This window comes from Marivita sp. (assembly GCF_965656765.1).
Classification (GTDB): domain Bacteria; phylum Pseudomonadota; class Alphaproteobacteria; order Rhodobacterales; family Rhodobacteraceae; genus Marivita.
The window spans coordinates 50,837-68,160 of record NZ_CBFHLV010000011.1; the positions used below are offsets into that span (position 1 = coordinate 50,837).

Below are 17,324 nucleotides of genomic sequence, written 5' to 3' on the forward strand. Positions count from 1 at the left end.
ACGAATTGGCCCGGGTCGCCGGGTCGAGATTAAGGAGAGGCCTCTATGCGCTACATGATGACATACGATCTCATGGAAACGTTTCGCAATACAAATCAATGGCTTGGGGCAACCGCCCGCACTATGGCCTCTTATCCGGCTTGGTCGATGATGCCAAACCCGGCAATTCAGTGGATGGCCGCGTGGGGGGAAGTCACAGAACGCACTTTCGAACGCATGGTCGTCAAACCCGACTGGGGGATTCGCACCTACACCCACGAGGACGGCAAGGATCACCTTGTCGAGGTTAAGACTATAGTCGAACGCCCCTTTGGTGATTTGATCCACTTTGACGTGGTCGGACGCGAAGAACAGCCGCGTAAGATCTTGCTGGTGGCACCAATGTCGGGTCACTACGCAACGCTCCTTCGTTCGACGGTCAAATCCCTAATCGTGAACTGCGAAGTTTACGTGACGGATTGGCACAATGCCCGCGACATTCCTGTCAGTGCAGGCAAGTTTGATGTTGAGGATTACACCCTATACCTCATGGACTTCATGCGCGAACTGGGACCGGAAACCAACGTGGTTGCCGTTTGTCAGCCTGTCCCATTGACCCTTGCTGCCACAGCCTATCTGGCTGAGCTTGACCCGGACGCACAGCCACGGACGTTGACCCTGATCGGTGGCCCGGTTGATCCGGATGCAACACCCACAGACGTGACCGATTTCGGCGCACGCGTAACAATGGGCCAGCTTGAGGAAACCATGATCCAGCGCGTTGGGTTCAAGTACCCGGGTGTCGGTCGCATGGTCTATCCAGGTCTATTACAACTGGCGTCGTTCATTTCCATGAATGGCGAACGTCACGGCGACGCGTTCTCGAACCAAATCCAGAACGTCATGCGTGGTGAGGCGTCGGATCACGATGCACACAACCGCTTCTATGACGAATATCTGGCTGTCATGGACATGCCCGCAGAATTCTATCTGTCGACGGTGGATCGCATTTTCAAAAAGCGCGAGATCGCGAAGAACGAATTTGTGGTGAACGGTCACAAGGTCGATTTCGGCGCAATCACCAAGGTTGCCGTGAAAACTGTCGAAGGCGCAAATGACGACATCTCGGCCCCTGGTCAGTGTATTGCCGCCCTGGGTTTGTGCACGGGCCTGCCAGACGACAAGAAAGCAAGCCATGTTGAGCCCGGCGCCGGGCACTACGGCATCTTCGCGGGCAAAAGCTGGCGCAACAACATCCGCCCGCTGGTCCTTGATTTCATCGACAGCAACGCGGGTGCCAAGCCCAAGACAAAAAAATCAAAACCGGCGAACACCAACGCCGCATAAGAATAAGGGCCGATCCGAGGATCGGCCCTATTTCGTTTTGGCCGCTAAGCGCTCAAAGTCCCAAGACTACGTAAACGCTGGGCCGCCTTTAAATCAAACTTTGCGCTCCGCCGCCCAGATCATATCGATCAAGCTTTGTGTCCCTTGGCTGAATTCCAATGGACACGGATAAGCCGCTTCTCCGCGCACAGCTGCCCCAAACGCTTCAACCTGTTGCACATACTGGTTTACTCCCGGATATCGGCAAACCTCAACCGGACCAGAGGCCCGCATCAACCGTACCTCGGCATCACCATAGCCCAAAGGATTGAACGGCACCGGCACCTCTATGACCCCGGTGGTCCCTTGAAAGGTCACCGACTGATAGCGCAGCATCCGCATTGACGTAAGCGAAGTCAGCGTGAATCCCTCAAATTGCACAATCGCTTCGGCACGAACCTCGACGCCATTTTCGCGCCGGATGTCCGCAAACAAAACCTCTATAGGTTCTTGCCCGGTCACATAACGCGCACATCCCAAAGTATAGACACCGATATCCGGCAAGCTCCCACCACCGGTCGCAACGGCATTGCGGATGTTCCCCGGATCGCTCGAATTGTCGTAGGTGAAGGTCGCATTGATCCGGCGCAACTCCCCGATTGCGCCGGCCTGAACCCAATCGCGGACCTGGTGCCACTGCGGATGATGCACAATCATATACGCTTCAGCCGCAACCAACCCGGTCTGGTCCCTCAACGCGATCAATGCGTTGATCTCATCCGCCTGCATCGCAATCGGCTTTTCGGTAAGCACATGCTTGCCCGCCTCCAACGCCTTGCGCGTCCATTCGACATGCAAGGAATTGGGCAGCGGAATGTAGACCGCGTCAATATCTGGGTCCGCCAGCACGGCATCATAACTATCGACCACCTGCAGGCCGGTATCCAATGCCTGAAACGGTGCCGCCTTGGCCGGATCAGAGGTCGCCAGCATCGCTAATTTTGAGCGCTTTGCCGCGTGAATGGCCGGGGCCATCTGCTCTCGCGCAAACTTGGCCGCTCCAAGAATTCCCCAACGAACATCTGACATGAATGCCTCCTCTGACCTGCTGGCCCACGCCTAACACGAAAAAACGCCGGGCACAGGCCCGGCGCTATTCGATCCAAAAAGATGTCGAAGATCAGTTGGCGGGCAAAAGCCCCTGCTCTTTCGCAAGATCGCGCATCCGCTTCTGCAGCTTCTCGAACGCCCGAACTTCAATCTGGCGAATACGTTCGCGGCTCACGTCATACTGGCCGGACAATTCCTCAAGCGTGACCGGCTTTTCCGCCAAACGCCGCTGGGTCAGAATGTCCTTTTCACGATCGTTCAGAACATCCATCGCCTGCACCAACATCGCCCGTCGTGCATCCAACTCATCTTTTTCTTCATAATCCGTGGCCTGATCTGCGCTCTCATCCTCAAGCCAGTCCTGCCACTGCATCGTGCCTTCACCCTCGGATCCGACGGTCGCATTCAACGACGCATCACCACCCGAAAGACGGCGGTTCATGGAAATGACCTCGTCCTCGTTCACGCCCAGATCATGCGCGATCTTGGCCACATGTTCAGGGCGCAGATCACCATCTTCAAGAGCCCCGATGCGGGATTTTGCCTTACGCAGGTTAAAGAACAATTTCTTCTGTGCAGAGGTTGTGCCCAGCTTGACCAGCGACCACGACCGCAGAATGTACTCTTGGATTGATGCCCGGATCCACCACATCGCATAGGTCGCAAGACGGAAGCCTTTTTCCGGGTCAAACCGTTTGACGGCCTGCATAAGACCCACATTCGCCTCGGAAATCACTTCGGCCTGCGGCAAACCATAGCCGCGATAGCCCATCGCGATCTTCACCGCGAGACGCAGGTGGCTTGTCACCATCTGGTGCGCCGCTTGCGTGTCTTCCTGCTCGACCCACCGTTTGGCGAGCATGTATTCTTCTTCTGGCTCCAAAAGCGGAAACTTCCGGATCTCCTGCAAGTATCGGCTCAGTCCGGCTTCCGGTGACGGGGCCGGGAGATTCGCGTAATTGGCCATACCCTTGTCCCTCCAATGTTTACGGGTTTAACATCCAATTTGGGAAGCGGCCCGAGAATTTCAAGTGTTGTTGTCGTTGCTGAACTCAACTTAACGCACAACTGCACGGTTGTAAGCGCCATGTCAGTGCGCTCACGCACATGGGACGATTGTTTCAGCCACGCAAACTTGTGATCAGGTCATCCATGTCTTGGGGTAACGCAGCCTCGAACCGGATGGTTTCACCGCTCACCGGGTGCTCAAACCCCAAAACAGCGGCATGCAGCGCCTGCCGGTCAAACCCAGCCAGCAGCGCCATCGCCGCATCGGGCAGCGCGCCCTTGGCCACCTTGCGCCGCCCGCCGTAGACCGGATCCCCTATCAGCCCATGACCGGTGTGCGCCATATGCACCCTGATCTGATGCGTACGCCCGGTTTCAAGCCGGCATTCGACCAAAGACACTTGCGCGGGTGCGCCAAAAACCTCAAGCACACGTGCCCGTGTAATGGCGTGTTTGCCATGTCCGAAAAACACAGCCTGTCTTTGGCGGTCGGTCTTGTGTCGCGCCAGATCGCTGGTGACCTTGATCACCGCACCAGGTTCGATCGACACGCCCCGCACCCCGCGCAAACGCGGATCCGCCGGGTCAGGATGTCCGTGCACCAGCGCCTGATACACCCGTTCCACGCTATGTGCCGCAAACTGATCGGCCAACCCGTGATGCGCCCGGTCAGATTTGGCGATCACCAGCAGACCACTCGTGTCCTTATCGATGCGGTGAACGATCCCCGGTCGGCCCACACCGCCCACGCCCGACAGCTTGCCACCGAAATGATGCAACAGCGCGTTAACCAAAGTGCCCGAAGGCGTACCCGGTGCGGGATGCACCACGACACCCGCGGGTTTCATCACGACGATCAAATCATCATCTTCGAACCGCACATCCAAAGGCAGGTCTTCAGCTTCGATATGGGTCTCGACCAGCGCGGGCAATGTTACCTCAATCACGTCACCTTCCATCACGCTGGCCTTGGGATTGGTTAAGACCTCCCCGTCCCGGCGCACCGCGCCTTCGTCGATCAATCGCGCCAACCGCGTCCGCGATAACGACGCAGCCTCTGGCACGTCGCGCGCCAAAGCCTTATCTAAACGATTGGGCGGAGAGGCACCAATAATGATAGAAATAGTGGAGTCAGACATGGACAACATTCCCAATGATCAGCTCCCGGAACCACCGAACCTGCGCTTTTTGCGACGGCTGGTGACGGTTCTGACCGTTACAATGATCGCGGGGGTCATAATGATCACCGCGATGATTGTCATCAGATACAATCAATCTGCGGTTCCTTTGCCCGAAATGATCTTTCTTCCAGATGGCACCACCGCCACCGCATTCACCCAAGCGCGCAATTGGTACGCGGTCGTGACAGACGACGATCGGATCCTGATCTTTGCACGCGACACGGGCCACCTGCTGCAAACCGTTGCCATTGATATCGAGTAAGGATGGTACCGACACCCCGGCTCGAACGGGGGACCTCTTGATCCACAATCAAGCGCTCTAACCTACTGAGCTATGTCGGCACTGATGGGCGAAATAACGGGACGTTCCAGCCTTTGCAAGACCCATCTGACGCTACAGGGTGACTTCCCACGCCTGCTCGACCAGATCGACCCCAAAGCTATGCACGGGCTTGGACGATGTGCAGCGCCAGCCAGTTGCCCTGTACAACGCACAAGCCGCTTCGTGGCTTTGATGGGTCCACAGCTGCATCTGCGTGAACCCGCGGTCCCGCGCAAATTCCATACAAGTGTCCAACATCCGCTTACCAAGGCCCCGCCCCCGCGCTTGAGGAGCCAGAATAAACAGCCGGAGCTTGGCAGTTCTGTCATCAAGCCGGACACAAAAGATGCTGCCCAAACGTGCCCCATCTTTCACTGCGATCCAGCCACGTTCGAAATACGGATCATGATGCGCTTCGAAATCCTGCAGGATCTTCGCCACCAATGGGGCAAACGTCGCATCGAATCTTTCAGCCTCGGCATAGTGGCGGCCGTGCAAATCGACCAACCAATCGAAATCAGCGGGGCCATAGGCGCGCAAAGTCACTTCGTCAGACATGCCAGCAACCTTCGTTGGCACCAGCTTGCAAAACAAGCCCCCCGACGCTATGGCCACGAAGGTGAACCGTAACCCGACGGAGACCAGTCATGGGCATCAACACAGAACGCGACATCGAAGCCAACCTGCAAATCGGCCCAACCGATCTGGGTATGGTGCGTCTTTTCGTTCTGGCCGATGGGCTTGAAATCCCGATGGATTTCTCACCTGAAGAAGCAGATGAAATCGCCGAGGAAATCAAACTCGCCGCCACAGCCGCCCGCAAGGTCAAGCCCACGCGCTAAGCAGCGCCTCTGGATCGCGCAGCGCGTGCAGCCTGCGCGCCGCGTGCATCGCAAATTTTCGGATCAACTTGTTCCGTCGCGCGGCTGCCAGTTTGTCTTCAGGCGCCATCCTTACAATTTCCGCATCATAGCCATCGGCGATGATCAGCCCGGTTTCAATCGGCAAAAGCTCGGACGGAAAGTCCAGATCAACCGCCCAGAAATAGCGGTCACACCATTCGAGGTAGCCCTCCCATTTCTGGTCTGACTGAAAATCCGCGCGCGAGGATTTGCATTCGACGATCCATATTTCACCTTTCGGCCCCAACGCCATCACATCGACCCTCAATCCCCGGTCAGGCACGAATTCCTCAATCACAGAAAAACCGTGGCTGGCCAGATGCCTACAAACGCCGCGGGCCAGGATTTGCCCTGGCTGCGCATCGACATGTTGGCCGGTTCGTGGATCGAATACAGATGTCATACCTAACAGGCATGAACAAAGTGTGAACAAAAATCAAGCCATCTGCATGGCTTACCTGAAATAACCCCTTGTCAGGCACGAGGTTCAAGCCTACCTGCGTGTAAGGCGGGTTCTGCCCTTCTCGTGCTAGGTTGCATTCCGGTGGCCTTAAGCAATTCCGAGGGAGTTGGCTCTGTCCAGGCCCTGGTCTGGTTACCTGACGCCCACCTGTACATACAGGTCCTCGGGAATGAGAGAACCACACGGTTGGCGTGGTTCCCGCCGCTTACTTCCTTGAAAACTGGCGATTTTGTCCGCGTGGTGCATGCGCTTCTACCCGGATCGGCGTCAACCCAATCGGCATGCCGCGATCATCGTCGTCGTCGTCATCCTCGTCGTATTTCATAAGCATAATCGTGATGCCAAACTGCACCCCAGCAAACACGATGCCGTTGAACAGCCAAAGTAAGAAAACAGCCAAAAAACCGACATCCGTATGGGTCACCAAATGCCAAAGGTTAACTACGTTGAAATACAACAAAAGCGTCACAAAAATCGCCGACAGGATGAACCCCACGACGGTTTGACGAATATAGAGCTTGATCAGATCGGGCATGAATGACTCGCTTTCTGCCGGACAACCTAGGCGGACTGTCCTGAAATTCAAAGAACACATCGGTTTCACAGCCATGCAACCTGCGCGGCTTTCCGCCTTATCGGGTCACAACTGCCTCACTTTTGATCAGTATGATCGACTGCCAATCTCAACGCACTTGATCTCGATCTATAGCAATCGCTCCTAATTGCGGTCTTTCGCCATGCGCAGTCTTAAAAAGACTCAGGCCGCGCCTCTCGGGCCATGTGGTCAAGCACGGCATTCACGAATTGCGGTTCTTTGCTTTCAGGGAAGAATGCCCGCGCAACATCAACGTATTCATTAATGATCACTTTGGGCGGCGTTTCCGTCGCAACGAACTCAGCCCCGGCCGCGCGGAACAGCGCGCGCAATGTTGGGTCGATCCGCGCAATAGGCCATTTGGCGACCAGACCCCGATCCGTCATCTGGTCGATCTTGGCCTGCCAATTAACCGCCTCGTCACAAATACGCCGGAACAGATCAACATCGCCTTCGACCAGTGCCTCTCCTTCGACCTGAGCAAGCCCAAACCGGTGATCCAGAAATTCCACAGCGACTCGGTCTGCGGATTGGCCAGAATGCTCCATCTGGAACAATGCCTGTACGGCATATAGCCGCGATGCAGACCGCTTTTGGCGTTTTTCATCCACCTTGCGAGGAGGCTTGGCAGCTTGGCTCATGCGATGTTCGGGTCCTTCGTGTCACCAGCGATCTGGTACTCATCCGAGCGCGGGACAAACCCCACACCCTTTCGCGAAGCCCCCCACTTACGGCTGAGCGCGATCAGGTGCAAGGCTGCTGCGGCGGCACCGCCGCCTTTGTTTTGCCCATCCACCTGCGCACGCACTTCGGCCTGCTCCATGTTTTCGACAGTCAGGATACCGTTGCCAATGCACAGCCCTTGAAGCCCAAGCAATGTCAGCCCCCGAGAGCTGTCATTGCACACTGTGTCGTAATGTGTGGTCTCCCCCCGAACGATGCAGCCCAACGCGACATAGCCGTCGAAATTCGACATCCGCTCGGCAATGCCGATGGCTGTCGGAACTTCCAATGCGCCTGGCACTTCGATCAGGTCATGCGTCCCGCCACAGGCTTCGATTTCTGCCCGCGCACCGGCGATCAACTGGTCCGCGATATCTTTGTAATAAGGCGCGACCACGATCAAAAGCTTAACAGGCCTGTCGAATGCGGGCCGCGCCAGTGTGTAATGCTCAACCGATGCGGCCATCAGCCCAACTCCGAAATTTTGCGTGTTCCAACGATTTCAAGGCCATACGCCTCTAGGCCCACGACTTTGGGCGTTGGGGAATTGGTCAGCAATGTCAGCTTTGACAAACCCAGAGACGACAGGATCTGCGCGCCCAACCCGTATTGGCGCAGCGTTTTGGGCGACACATCATCCCCCGGGTCCAGCTTCATCGACGTGTCGCGCAGCAAAACAACCACGCCGCGCCCTTCGCTCGCCACAGCCTCCATCGCGTATTGGAATTCATCGGCGCGCCCCCGTGGGCCAGTGCCGACCACATCCAGCATCGGGTCCATTGCGTGCATCCGAACAAGCACTGGATCATCCCCTGACAGATCACCCTTGGTCAGCACGATATGTTCGTCGCCGTGGGTTTCATCGGTGTAGATACGCATGTTCCATTCACCGCCATATTCAGACGTGATGGTCTCTTCCTTGCGCACGCGCACGAGATTATCGTTGCGACGCCGGTAGGCGATCAAATCACTAATTGTCCCAATCTTTAGCCCGTGCCGCTGTGCAAACGCCACCAGTTCCGGCAATCGCGCCATCGACCCGTCTTCATTCATGATTTCACAAATCACACCAGCCGAACTCAGACCAGCAAGACGGCTCACATCGACTGCCGCCTCGGTATGGCCAGCGCGCACCAGAACCCCACCGTCTTTGGCACGCAGCGGGAACACATGGCCTGGCGTCGCAATGTCCTGTGCGCCTTTGGTTCCGTCGATAGCGACCGAAACCGTCCGTGCGCGATCCGCTGCCGAGATCCCGGTTGTGACACCTTCGCGCGCTTCAATCGAAACGGTGAACGCGGTTTCATGCCGGGAAGAATTGTTGGTCGACATCAACTGCAGACCCAGTTCCTCGATCCGCTGCGACGTCATAGCGAGGCAGATCAGCCCCCGCCCATGCATCGCCATGAAGTTGATCACATCGGGCGTCGCCCATTGTGCGGGAATCACCAGATCCCCTTCGTTCTCGCGATCCTCGTGATCGACGAGAATGAACATCTTACCGTTGCGCGCATCGTCGATGATCTCTTCGACCGAAGAAATGGCGTCTTTCCAGTTTTCCTCAACCGGACCGGGGCTTTCAAATGTCGTCACGCGGACCTCCGTCATTGCCCTTGGGCACTTAAAACACAGCGCCGGAATTGACCAGTGCAACGTCCCGTTCAGATGAACCGTACCATCAATCGGATTGATCGCATGAGCAAGCCGTCCAAATCAGTCGAAAATGTCTTCCAGAACGTCGAATGCTTCTTCGAAAAATCGCTTTGCCAGTGTCTTGCGCTTTTTCTTTTTCTTGCGCTTGGAAAACACCGCTTCGCGCTCCCACACTGGAAGCGGCGTCACCGCGCCTTTTTTCTGTTTCGGCTTGGGACGATGCGTATTGACCCGAGTGGTCGACACGGGAGTTTCAACCGTATCCGCGCGCAACATCTTCATATCATGCAACGGGGCGCCACAGGCCGCACAACTTAGCTCGTGACGTGTCTCACCCCTCAAAACAAGGGCCGCGCGCGTTCCGCAGTAACAGCAAGTGGCTATTTTGGTTCCGTTGTGCATGACATCTCCTTTGGCAAGGATATTGGCACGCACCCACGTTTCCGCAAGCTTAGCCTCGTGCGGCGTAAAGCGCCACGGCCGCTGCGTTTGACACGTTCAGCGATCCGAACCCCTGCGCGTACGGGATTTTCACCAACGCGTCGCAAGTGTCTTTCGTCTTGGGTCGCAATCCCGGCCCTTCGGCCCCAAGCACCAGCGCAATCGGTCTGTCACGGACCGGAGCGATGGCTTCGTCGATGGTTTGTTCGGCCTCGCCATCCAAACCGAAGATAACGTAACCCATTGATCTCAGACGCTCCATCGCGTCTGCAAGATTGCGCTCCCGCAGATATGGCTGGCGTTCCAGCGCGCCCGACGCGGTTTTCGCCAAAGCCCCGGTTTCAGGCGCAGAGTGATGCAACGTGCCCACCACAGCCGATGCACCGAACACTTCGGCAGATCGCAGGATCGCACCGACATTATGCGGATCAGTCACCCGATCGAGCATGACAACCCGCGGAGGGCCGTCAGGCCCGCCCAGCGCCACATCCTCCAGCCGCCCCCAATTGAGTGGCTTCACTTCAAGCGCGGCACCCTGATGGACAGATTGCGGATCAATCGGTGCATCAAATTTACGCGGATCGCTCATCTCCGGTTCGATGCCAGCAGTTTCTATAGCATCGGCCAGCTTGTCCATCGCGTTGCGAGTCACCACCAAGCGCAACCTTTCACGACCGGGGTTAACCAAAGCATCACGCACCGCGTGCATTCCGAACAGCCATACGGTTTCGGCAGCTGCCGCTTTCTTGGACTGCTCTTTGGCCACCACCCATTTCGGTTTTTTGACCATCACAGCCCCCTTTTCAATCTCGCATTTCGCACCTGTCGCTTGATGGGATTTTCCTGTTGACGCCGCAAGGGGGCAATTGTAATCACCCGCTCACGCCAAGGGACACCCTTGGTTAAGTGGGCGACAGGCCGCAAGGTGTGGCAGGGGACTGTAACTCCCTCGCGGAGACGCACGCCTGGTTCGATTCCAGGGTCGCCCACCACTTTGCTAAACTTAGAAATGTGAAAGTGGTGCATCAAATATTGCGCGCAAGCATTTGACTTTTATGGGGTTTGCGGCCCTAATCCTCGAATGACCCAGACTGATGACCTTCGCATCAAAGCGCGGCTGCTGTTTGACGCTGCCGTGTCCGCCGCCGACCCGGCCCATGCCGTACGGCGCGGATTTGCCCAATCACCACTGCCACCGCAGAATTCCAACGGGCGCACATTTTTGGTCGCGATCGGCAAAGCGGCCCCGGCTATGCTGCGCGAAGCCATGGATGCTCTGCCCGATGCCCATGCCGCACTGGCCGTCACCCATCACGAAAACGACGCCACGCTCACCGGTGCTGATCTCATGCGTGCCGGGCATCCCGTACCGGACGAGGCCGGAGCCCGTGCCGCGCAACGCGTCATGGAGCTGCTGTCAGAAGCGACCGAATACGACCGGATCGTTGCATTGATCTCGGGCGGTGGGTCCGCTCTGCTGCCCGCGCCCCCACCGGGTGTTAGCCTGACAGACAAAGCGCGGCTGAACGATCTGCTGCTGTCTGCCGGACTCGACATTGTTCAGATGAATCTCGTGCGCCAACAGGTCAGCCAGCTCAAAGGCGGTGGATTTGTAAGGCTGGCAGCACCCGCACCGGTCTACGCCTATCTTTTGTCCGACGTGATCGGCGATGACCTCCGCGCAATAGCATCCGGCCCGACGGTCAGCCCAATCGGCACCGCAGCACAGGCCATCGAAACGCTCAAGGCCGCTGAAATTTGGGACGCCACTCCAGATGCGATCCGCAAGCATCTGGAAACACACAAGGATCAGACGCAGCCGCCATTACCGGACGCGACAAACACATTGGTCGGATCAAACAAGCTGTCTCTTGAAGCAATGCAAGAAGAAGCGCGTCACTTGGGCATGAACGCCCGGATTGTGAGCGATGCTTTGACCGGCGATGTGAACGACGCCGCAGATCAGGTGTTGGCCGAATTGATCGCGCGCCCAGAACCTACAGCCCTGCTCTTCGGTGGCGAAACCACCGTCAAGCTGGCTGGAACAGGCCGCGGCGGTCGCAATCAGGAGCTGGCCTTGCGCGTTGCCATACGCGCCCAGGACATTGATGCGAGATGGGTGTTCCTTTCTGGCGGGACCGACGGCCGGGATGGCCCGACGGATGCCGCTGGCGGCGTGGTTGACGCGGGCACCCTGCCCCGGATTAAGGCCGCAGGTCAGGACGTGAACGCTCTATTGGCCAACAATGACAGCTACGCCGCTTTGTCCGCGGGCGGGGATCTGTTGATGACCAAAGCAACCGGCACCAATGTGGCCGATGTTCAGGCCTTGCTGATCGCGCCGTGACGCCCCGGGAACCTTTGCAATGACACGTCAGCCTCGGCCAATGCGGCCCTGACTTTGCGCGCAATCTGAACTGCCGTTGCCCCGTCGCCATGTAGGCAGATTGTATCCACAGCTGCCGGAATCTGCGCACCACTTTCGGTGATGATCGCGCCCGCCTTGACCATATTGACCATGCGCTGCCCTGCGATATCCGCATCATGGATGACCGCACCGGGCAGGCTGCGATCTACCAGCGTGGCATCATCATTATAAGCGCGATCCGCGAAAATCTCGCCCGCCCAGCGACAGCCCAATGCCTCGACAGCCTCTTGCTGTTTGGTCGCGGCCAGCACCATGACAATGATGTCGGGATCAACGGACAAAGCACCTTCGTAACACGCGGTCGCCATCGCCGAGTCTTCGGATGCCATGTTGGCCAGCGCCCCGTGTAATTTCAGATGGCGCACCTCTCCGCCAACCGAGCGTGCCATCGCCTGCGCCGCACCCAACTGATATCGCACAAGATTTCGCAGGCTGTCATGGCTCAGCTGCATGCGCCGACGACCGAAGCCCTGAAGGTCGGGAAAGCCAGGATGCGCGCCGATACCGACATCATTTGCCACAGCCAAAGACATGGTGTTCGACATCACGTCCCAATCACCTGCATGAAATCCGCACGCAACATTGGCGGACGTGATCACTTGCAACAGATCAGCGTCCGACCCCATCGGCCATGGCCCAAAGCTTTCGCCCATATCGGCATTCAAATCGACATGCATTGGTCACTCCTCGGAAGTTGGCGCATCGCCCGCAGTGGCGCCACTGATCAGTTGATAGCTTAACAAATCGCGCATTTGCGACGGGTCTCTGACCAATGGCATACACAGCTTTGGCAGGGTGCGCATATAAACCTGCATACGCTCTTGCGCTTGCATCGCCTCATCACGCGACACGAACCTGAATCGCAGCGTGCCCCCTGCCGGTGTCTGCACCGCGCGGGACAAATCAGCCGGTATCACGGTGCCGATGCGGGGATAGCCCCCGGTGGTCTGGCTTTCGTTCAAAAGAAGATACGGCGTGCCGTCACCAGTAACCTGAATATCACCGGGCAAGATGGACTCGGACAGGATATTTAGCCCTACGCTGGTGGAAAAACCGGTCCCATCCGAATTCAACCGCATCCCCATCCGGTTGGCCCGCGCATCGCGACCAAAGATTGTTTCGCTGAAACGCTCCCGCGTGGCAGCGTCGAAACATGTGGTTTGAAAGCTTTCGACCATGCGCATCTCGCCACCGTCGAACCGGTTGTCTTGCGGTAGGCATAAACCGATCTCGGTGCGGCTATCCTCGGCGACTGCCAAAATATCACCGGCCTGCACAACACTGCCGATTCCAGCGGCAAGATGGGCGGACCGCGAGCCAAGCTTCAGAGGCAAGTCAAACCCACCTCCCACATGCAGATATCCATAACTGCCCGCCGTCGCGGCACCAATCTCGATCCTGGCCCCTGCCGGTACGGCGTGCGAGGCGTTCCAGACCAACGGCGCGCCGTCCAGAAGCACCCGCATCGGCGCACCAGTCAAGGCAATGCGAACGGGCGCGGTTGCCTCGAACACACCGCCGGAGCCGGGCAATTCCAATGCCGCGCAGTCAGTCGATTGTCCCAGCAGCGCCGCGCCCTCGGCCAAAGCCAACCTGTCTGCCGCGCCACCGCGCGACACGCCAAACGCGCGATAGCCTGCGCGCCCCATGTCCTGCACAGTTGCGCCGGGCGCGACGCGATGCACATTCAACGCACGGGTCATGGGATCGCCTCGATCTCGGCTCCGCCGTTTGGATCATCAGCGTAGCGCTCCAACACATCGGGCGGAGCCTGCACGAATTGCACCTCATCCCCCGGACGCAAAAAAAACGGCTGGTCGCTGTCCGGGCGATACAGCCTAAGCGCGGTCTGGCCGACATGCCGCCACCCGGTTGGGTTTGCGACCGAGAACAGAACAAACTGCCGGATCGCAACCACCAGTGCCCCTTCAGGCACGGCTTTGGTCAACGCCGTCTGCCGGGGGATATTCCACGCTTCGGGCAAAAGCCCCAGATAAGGCTGACCCGGAGCAAAGCCGATGGTCTGCACCCGCACCCGCGCGTCTGACAGTTGCGCGATGGCGTCATGGGGCGAAAGCCCCGCTGCCTGTGCCGCCTCTTCCAATTGTGGTGCGCGATCCGTGCCATAAACCGTCGGCACACGAATAAACCGTCGCCCCTCGGGCATCGCGGCGGCGTACCAGTTCTGGTCGCGCAATAAGTCTTCCAGTTGCGCCACCAGCCTGTCCAGCGGCAGATGCAGCGGGTCAAACTGCACAAAGACCGACACCAGCGAAGGGGCGCAATCCTCGATCCCGTCAATCCCAGCGCGCCCGACAGCAGCGGCAAAAGCCAAAGCAGCGCGATTCGCAGGCTCTGACAAGACATCACCAAAACTGATCAGCACGCCATTAAGGCCCGCCGGGCGGATCACAGGATCAAAGGATTTCGACACCGAAGAATTCATGACCAAGCCGTATCACGACGACAGGTCGAGGCAAGATGCTAGTGCAACTTGTCAGACGCCGCAGCAGCCTGTTCCGCTGCCTCTATGGCCGCTTCGATATCTTCAGGGTCATCGGACGGCACCGCATATTGCCCGTTCAACCATCGCGCCAAATCCACGTCTGCACAGCGTTTCGAACAAAACGGACGTGTCTCCGGCTTGATGTCCTTGCCGCAGATGGGACAGCTCATGTCAGCACCTCGATTAAGGAAAGTCGGTCGCGTTTACGTTGTAACTCAATATGACCCAACGGTGTCCACCCCACGAACACAGTTTCGACGCTGTCGCGTTTCAATGCGCCGCGCAGGGCACTTTCGATCTGACGGCGGTCTTTCTTGGCCGTGGGTGCCGGATCGATAACGACCTGACCACCAAGCCCCCGCAGCCGCAATTGGCGCGGCAAATCTTTCACCGCCGCCAAATTGGCCTTGAGGCCGGCCGCAGGACTGGTGTCACCACCCGTATTCACATCGACCGCAACCAAGGCACGTGTAGGTTCAATCGCCATTGACGCATGTCCGCCGAGCGGCACATCACGGGCTTTCAACCCCTCAAGCACGTCCAGAATGCCGTGCCGTTCAAAACTGCCATCGGTGCTGTCGATCTCGGCTTTGTTCGTCCATTCGCGCCATGCCAGCAGATGCGGCCCGTCGCCTTCGATCAGCGTTTCCGCGTCACCGGTAGCATCCGCCATCACCTTGGCCGCCAAATCGGCCATTGCCGCGATGTCGTCAGAAATCTCATCTGCATCTGCACCTTCGCACGACGACCGCAGAATCAGGCCAAAATCGCCCTCGTCCATGATGTCATGCGCAACTGCCAGCAGCTCTTCGCGCGCGTCTTCGTCCTTGATCCGGCGCGACACGTTGATCCCCGGTGCATCCGGCGTGACGATCGCGTAACGGCTTTTGAACAGAACTTTATGCGTAACCGGAATCGCCTTGCCCGGTTCGGCATAGCCCGTGACCTGCACCAAAAGTGCCTGACCGGGGGCCAGCCCTTTGACCTGCCGCACAAAGGCCGACCCGTCGGGCGTGCGCAGGAACATCCCGCCTTGCCCCTTCATAGGCCGCTCGCAAATAGCGCGGTAAATCGTGCCGGGCGCAGGTTGGTCCGTGTCGAAAAAGATATCCTCGACCAACCCATCCACCATCAGTGCCGCTGCTTCACGGTCCCCGATATGATCAAGCGCGATCAATCGTCCCTTCATGCTGACACCTCATAAAGCGGATAGCCGGCAGCCACCAAAAGGTTTGCGGTCTCAGCCAAAGGCAATCCGACAACGGCACTGAAACTGCCATTGATCCAAGGTACAAACGCACCTGCCGGGCCTTGGATGGCATAGCCCCCCGCCTTGCCGTGCCAGTCTTCGCTGGCCAGATATGCGTTCACCTCGGCATCGCTGAGTGACTTCATCTTCACCTGCGTGACCACGTCCCGTTCCCACAACTTGTCGCCCCGGCGCACGGCAATCGCCGTCACAACCCGGTGCCTGCGGCCAGACAAGGCATATAGAAACTGCGCCGCTTCGGCGGCATCTTCGGGCTTGCCCAAAATGCGCCGCCCCAAAGCAACAGTGGTGTCCGCAGACAAAACGATCTCGTCGTCACTGGCAGGAATCGCCAAAGCCTTTTCACGTGCAAGACGCACACAATAGGGACGCGGCAATTCACCGGGACGCGGGTCCTCGTTGATATCGGGCGGGCGGATATCATCCGCCTCCACCCCGATCTGAGCCAAAAGCTCCCGCCGCCGGGGGCTGCCGGAGCCAAGGATCAGCTTCATGAAACGCTTACTTGAAGCGGTAGTTGATCCGACCCTTGGTCAGATCGTAGGGCGTCATTTCGACTTGCACCTTGTCGCCCGCAAGAACACGGATCCGGTTCTTGCGCATCTTGCCTGCCGTATGCGCGATAATCTCATGGCCGTTCTCAAGCTCGACCCGAAATGTCGCGTTAGGCAGGAGTTCCTTAACGACACCGGGAAATTCGAGCGTATCTTCCTTGGCCATGGTTTCTCCTTAACTTACCGCCCCATCCTAGTGCGAGGCGCGCTACTAAATGGGGGTAAACGGCCAATTTATCAAGGCCTATTCAACCCAGTTTCCGCGTTGCGGCAATCACGTCACGTCCATCTTGCTCGTCCCAATGCCGCCGGTTGAGCACAACACCGTCCGCCCGCACATGCGCGATCCGTTCCAGATCGACCTCTGCATAGATCCAGCCAGGTTGGTTCATAGTCCCTTCAGCGATCACGCCTGTTGGCGGAAAGCCTGTGTCCGGCGGACCAAAGACACCTCCCATACCGGTGTTTTCATCCACAGCCTCAGACCAGCTGCATGATCCAACAGTTGAAGACATAATCGTAACACACTGATTTTCCAACGCGCGCGCCATTGCGCCAATCCTCACACGGGAATGTCCGGTCAACGCCTCGGTGCAAGACGGTACGAGGATTACATCCGCCTCAGCCATCGCCCGGCCAAGCAAAGGAAACTCACTGTCATAGCAGATCAAAATGCCGATCTTGCCCAGGGCCGTGTCGAACAGTTGCAGTGGGCCACCCCCAACCACCCCCCAGTCTTCGCGTTCGAATCGGGTCATGATCTGTTTGTCCTGGTGCCCCATACTTCCATCCGGCGCAAAGAATCGTGCGCGATTTACCGGACGGCCTCCAATCGAAACATCGAAAACCGGGCCAGAGGCGGC

23 protein-coding genes and 2 tRNA genes are annotated in these 17,324 nt (G+C 57.9%); 5 read left to right on the forward strand and 20 right to left on the reverse strand.

Translation table 11 applies throughout. The annotated features are described in order from the left end of the window. Positions 1-45 precede the first annotated feature (45 nt). Positions 46-1,326 (forward strand): polyhydroxyalkanoate depolymerase, encoded by a 1,281-nt coding sequence (phaZ, locus tag ACTG4M_RS05270; protein WP_439122590.1) that lies wholly within the window; start codon positions 46-48, stop codon positions 1,324-1,326. A 93-nt stretch (positions 1,327-1,419) separates the two neighbouring features. On the opposite strand, the gene ACTG4M_RS05275 is transcribed toward phaZ, so the two are convergent. The 3 genes from ACTG4M_RS05275 to ACTG4M_RS05285 all read right to left on the reverse strand — a co-directional run bounded on the left by ACTG4M_RS05275 (position 1,420) and on the right by ACTG4M_RS05285 (position 4,562). Further along, on the reverse strand, positions 1,420-2,394 hold the full coding sequence (locus ACTG4M_RS05275) for a Gfo/Idh/MocA family protein (RefSeq protein WP_439122591.1): 975 nt from the start codon (positions 2,392-2,394) through the stop codon (positions 1,420-1,422). Between the two features lie 91 nt (positions 2,395-2,485). Next, positions 2,486-3,382: an RNA polymerase sigma factor RpoH gene (gene rpoH, locus ACTG4M_RS05280; RefSeq protein ID WP_439122592.1), complete on the reverse strand. Its 897-nt coding sequence runs from the start codon at positions 3,380-3,382 to the stop codon at positions 2,486-2,488. A 154-nt stretch (positions 3,383-3,536) separates the two neighbouring features. After that, positions 3,537-4,562: an RluA family pseudouridine synthase gene (locus ACTG4M_RS05285; protein ID WP_439122593.1), complete on the reverse strand. Its 1,026-nt coding sequence runs from the start codon at positions 4,560-4,562 to the stop codon at positions 3,537-3,539. Between ACTG4M_RS05285 and ACTG4M_RS05290 the strand changes: the two genes are divergently transcribed. After that, the gene (locus tag ACTG4M_RS05290) at positions 4,561-4,866 is read left to right on the forward strand and encodes a DUF6476 family protein (protein ID WP_439122594.1); all 306 of its coding nucleotides are present in this window, start codon (positions 4,561-4,563) and stop codon (positions 4,864-4,866) included. The two genes, ACTG4M_RS05285 and ACTG4M_RS05290, sit on opposite strands and share 2 nt — an antisense overlap. 3 nt (positions 4,867-4,869) lie before the next feature. Here ACTG4M_RS05290 and ACTG4M_RS05295 read toward each other — a convergent pair. Further along, positions 4,870-4,946: transfer RNA gene (locus tag ACTG4M_RS05295), tRNA-His, on the reverse strand. 52 nt (positions 4,947-4,998) lie between these two features. Next, a complete protein-coding gene (locus tag ACTG4M_RS05300) occupies positions 4,999-5,484 on the reverse strand; it encodes a GNAT family N-acetyltransferase (RefSeq protein WP_439122595.1) in 486 nt (161 codons plus the stop codon). Between the two features lie 89 nt (positions 5,485-5,573). On the opposite strand from ACTG4M_RS05300, the gene ACTG4M_RS05305 reads away from it, so the two are divergent. Further along, entirely contained in the window at positions 5,574-5,768 is a 195-nt protein-coding gene (locus ACTG4M_RS05305) for a DUF6324 family protein (RefSeq protein WP_439122596.1), read from the forward strand. On the opposite strand, the gene ACTG4M_RS05310 is transcribed toward ACTG4M_RS05305, so the two are convergent. The 7 genes from ACTG4M_RS05310 to rlmB form a co-directional block, all read right to left on the reverse strand. After that, the gene (locus tag ACTG4M_RS05310; protein WP_439122597.1) at positions 5,752-6,231 is read right to left on the reverse strand and encodes an MmcB family DNA repair protein; all 480 of its coding nucleotides are present in this window, start codon (positions 6,229-6,231) and stop codon (positions 5,752-5,754) included. The genes ACTG4M_RS05305 and ACTG4M_RS05310 overlap by 17 nt on opposite strands. 265 nt (positions 6,232-6,496) lie before the next feature. Then, positions 6,497-6,826, reverse strand: a complete 330-nt coding sequence (locus ACTG4M_RS05315) for a hypothetical protein (RefSeq protein WP_439122598.1) — start codon at positions 6,824-6,826, stop codon at positions 6,497-6,499. 212 nt (positions 6,827-7,038) lie between these two features. Beyond that, entirely contained in the window at positions 7,039-7,527 is a 489-nt protein-coding gene (nusB, locus tag ACTG4M_RS05320) for a transcription antitermination factor NusB (protein ID WP_439122599.1), read from the reverse strand. Further along, positions 7,524-8,075 carry a 6,7-dimethyl-8-ribityllumazine synthase gene (locus ACTG4M_RS05325; RefSeq protein ID WP_439122600.1) on the reverse strand — a complete coding sequence of 184 codons (552 nt, stop codon included), beginning with the start codon at positions 8,073-8,075 and terminating at the stop codon, positions 7,524-7,526. The genes nusB and ACTG4M_RS05325 overlap by 4 nt, the downstream gene beginning before the upstream one ends. Continuing rightward, positions 8,075-9,202, reverse strand: a complete 1,128-nt coding sequence (ribB, locus tag ACTG4M_RS05330) for a 3,4-dihydroxy-2-butanone-4-phosphate synthase (protein WP_439122601.1) — start codon at positions 9,200-9,202, stop codon at positions 8,075-8,077. Before ribB ends, ACTG4M_RS05325 begins: the two co-directional genes overlap by 1 nt. Before the next feature lie 120 nt (positions 9,203-9,322). After that, positions 9,323-9,664 carry a hypothetical protein gene (locus tag ACTG4M_RS05335; RefSeq protein WP_439122602.1) on the reverse strand — a complete coding sequence of 114 codons (342 nt, stop codon included), beginning with the start codon at positions 9,662-9,664 and terminating at the stop codon, positions 9,323-9,325. 49 nt (positions 9,665-9,713) lie between these two features. After that, a complete protein-coding gene (rlmB, locus tag ACTG4M_RS05340) occupies positions 9,714-10,493 on the reverse strand; it encodes a 23S rRNA (guanosine(2251)-2'-O)-methyltransferase RlmB (protein WP_439122603.1) in 780 nt (259 codons plus the stop codon). A gap of 118 nt (positions 10,494-10,611) precedes the next feature. On the opposite strand from rlmB, the gene ACTG4M_RS05345 reads away from it, so the two are divergent. Further along, a tRNA-Tyr gene (locus ACTG4M_RS05345) sits at positions 10,612-10,695 on the forward strand. An 89-nt stretch (positions 10,696-10,784) separates the two neighbouring features. Then, positions 10,785-12,050 carry a glycerate kinase type-2 family protein gene (locus ACTG4M_RS05350; RefSeq protein ID WP_439122604.1) on the forward strand — a complete coding sequence of 422 codons (1,266 nt, stop codon included), beginning with the start codon at positions 10,785-10,787 and terminating at the stop codon, positions 12,048-12,050. On the opposite strand, the gene ACTG4M_RS05355 is transcribed toward ACTG4M_RS05350, so the two are convergent. The 8 genes from ACTG4M_RS05355 to ACTG4M_RS05390 form a co-directional block, all read right to left on the reverse strand. Continuing rightward, positions 12,026-12,808, reverse strand: a complete 783-nt coding sequence (locus ACTG4M_RS05355; protein WP_439122605.1) for a LamB/YcsF family protein — start codon at positions 12,806-12,808, stop codon at positions 12,026-12,028. The two genes, ACTG4M_RS05350 and ACTG4M_RS05355, sit on opposite strands and share 25 nt — an antisense overlap. A gap of 3 nt (positions 12,809-12,811) precedes the next feature. Further along, positions 12,812-13,834, reverse strand: coding sequence for a biotin-dependent carboxyltransferase family protein (locus tag ACTG4M_RS05360; RefSeq protein WP_439122606.1), 1,023 nt, complete (start codon positions 13,832-13,834; stop codon positions 12,812-12,814). Further along, a complete protein-coding gene (locus tag ACTG4M_RS05365) occupies positions 13,831-14,577 on the reverse strand; it encodes a 5-oxoprolinase subunit B family protein (protein ID WP_439122607.1) in 747 nt (248 codons plus the stop codon). Before ACTG4M_RS05365 ends, ACTG4M_RS05360 begins: the two co-directional genes overlap by 4 nt. A gap of 38 nt (positions 14,578-14,615) precedes the next feature. Continuing rightward, a complete protein-coding gene (locus ACTG4M_RS05370; RefSeq protein WP_439122608.1) occupies positions 14,616-14,807 on the reverse strand; it encodes a DNA gyrase inhibitor YacG in 192 nt (63 codons plus the stop codon). Further along, entirely contained in the window at positions 14,804-15,826 is a 1,023-nt protein-coding gene (locus tag ACTG4M_RS05375; protein ID WP_439122609.1) for a ribonuclease E/G, read from the reverse strand. The genes ACTG4M_RS05370 and ACTG4M_RS05375 overlap by 4 nt, the downstream gene beginning before the upstream one ends. Continuing rightward, positions 15,823-16,401: a Maf family protein gene (locus ACTG4M_RS05380; protein WP_439122610.1), complete on the reverse strand. Its 579-nt coding sequence runs from the start codon at positions 16,399-16,401 to the stop codon at positions 15,823-15,825. Before ACTG4M_RS05380 ends, ACTG4M_RS05375 begins: the two co-directional genes overlap by 4 nt. A 7-nt stretch (positions 16,402-16,408) precedes the next feature. Then, complete coding sequence (gene infA / locus ACTG4M_RS05385) at positions 16,409-16,627, reverse strand: translation initiation factor IF-1 (RefSeq protein ID WP_005978431.1); 219 nt, start codon at positions 16,625-16,627, stop codon at positions 16,409-16,411. Between the two features lie 82 nt (positions 16,628-16,709). Beyond that, on the reverse strand, positions 16,710-17,324 hold a 615-nt coding region (locus ACTG4M_RS05390; RefSeq protein WP_439122611.1), incomplete at its 5' end, for a carbon-nitrogen hydrolase family protein.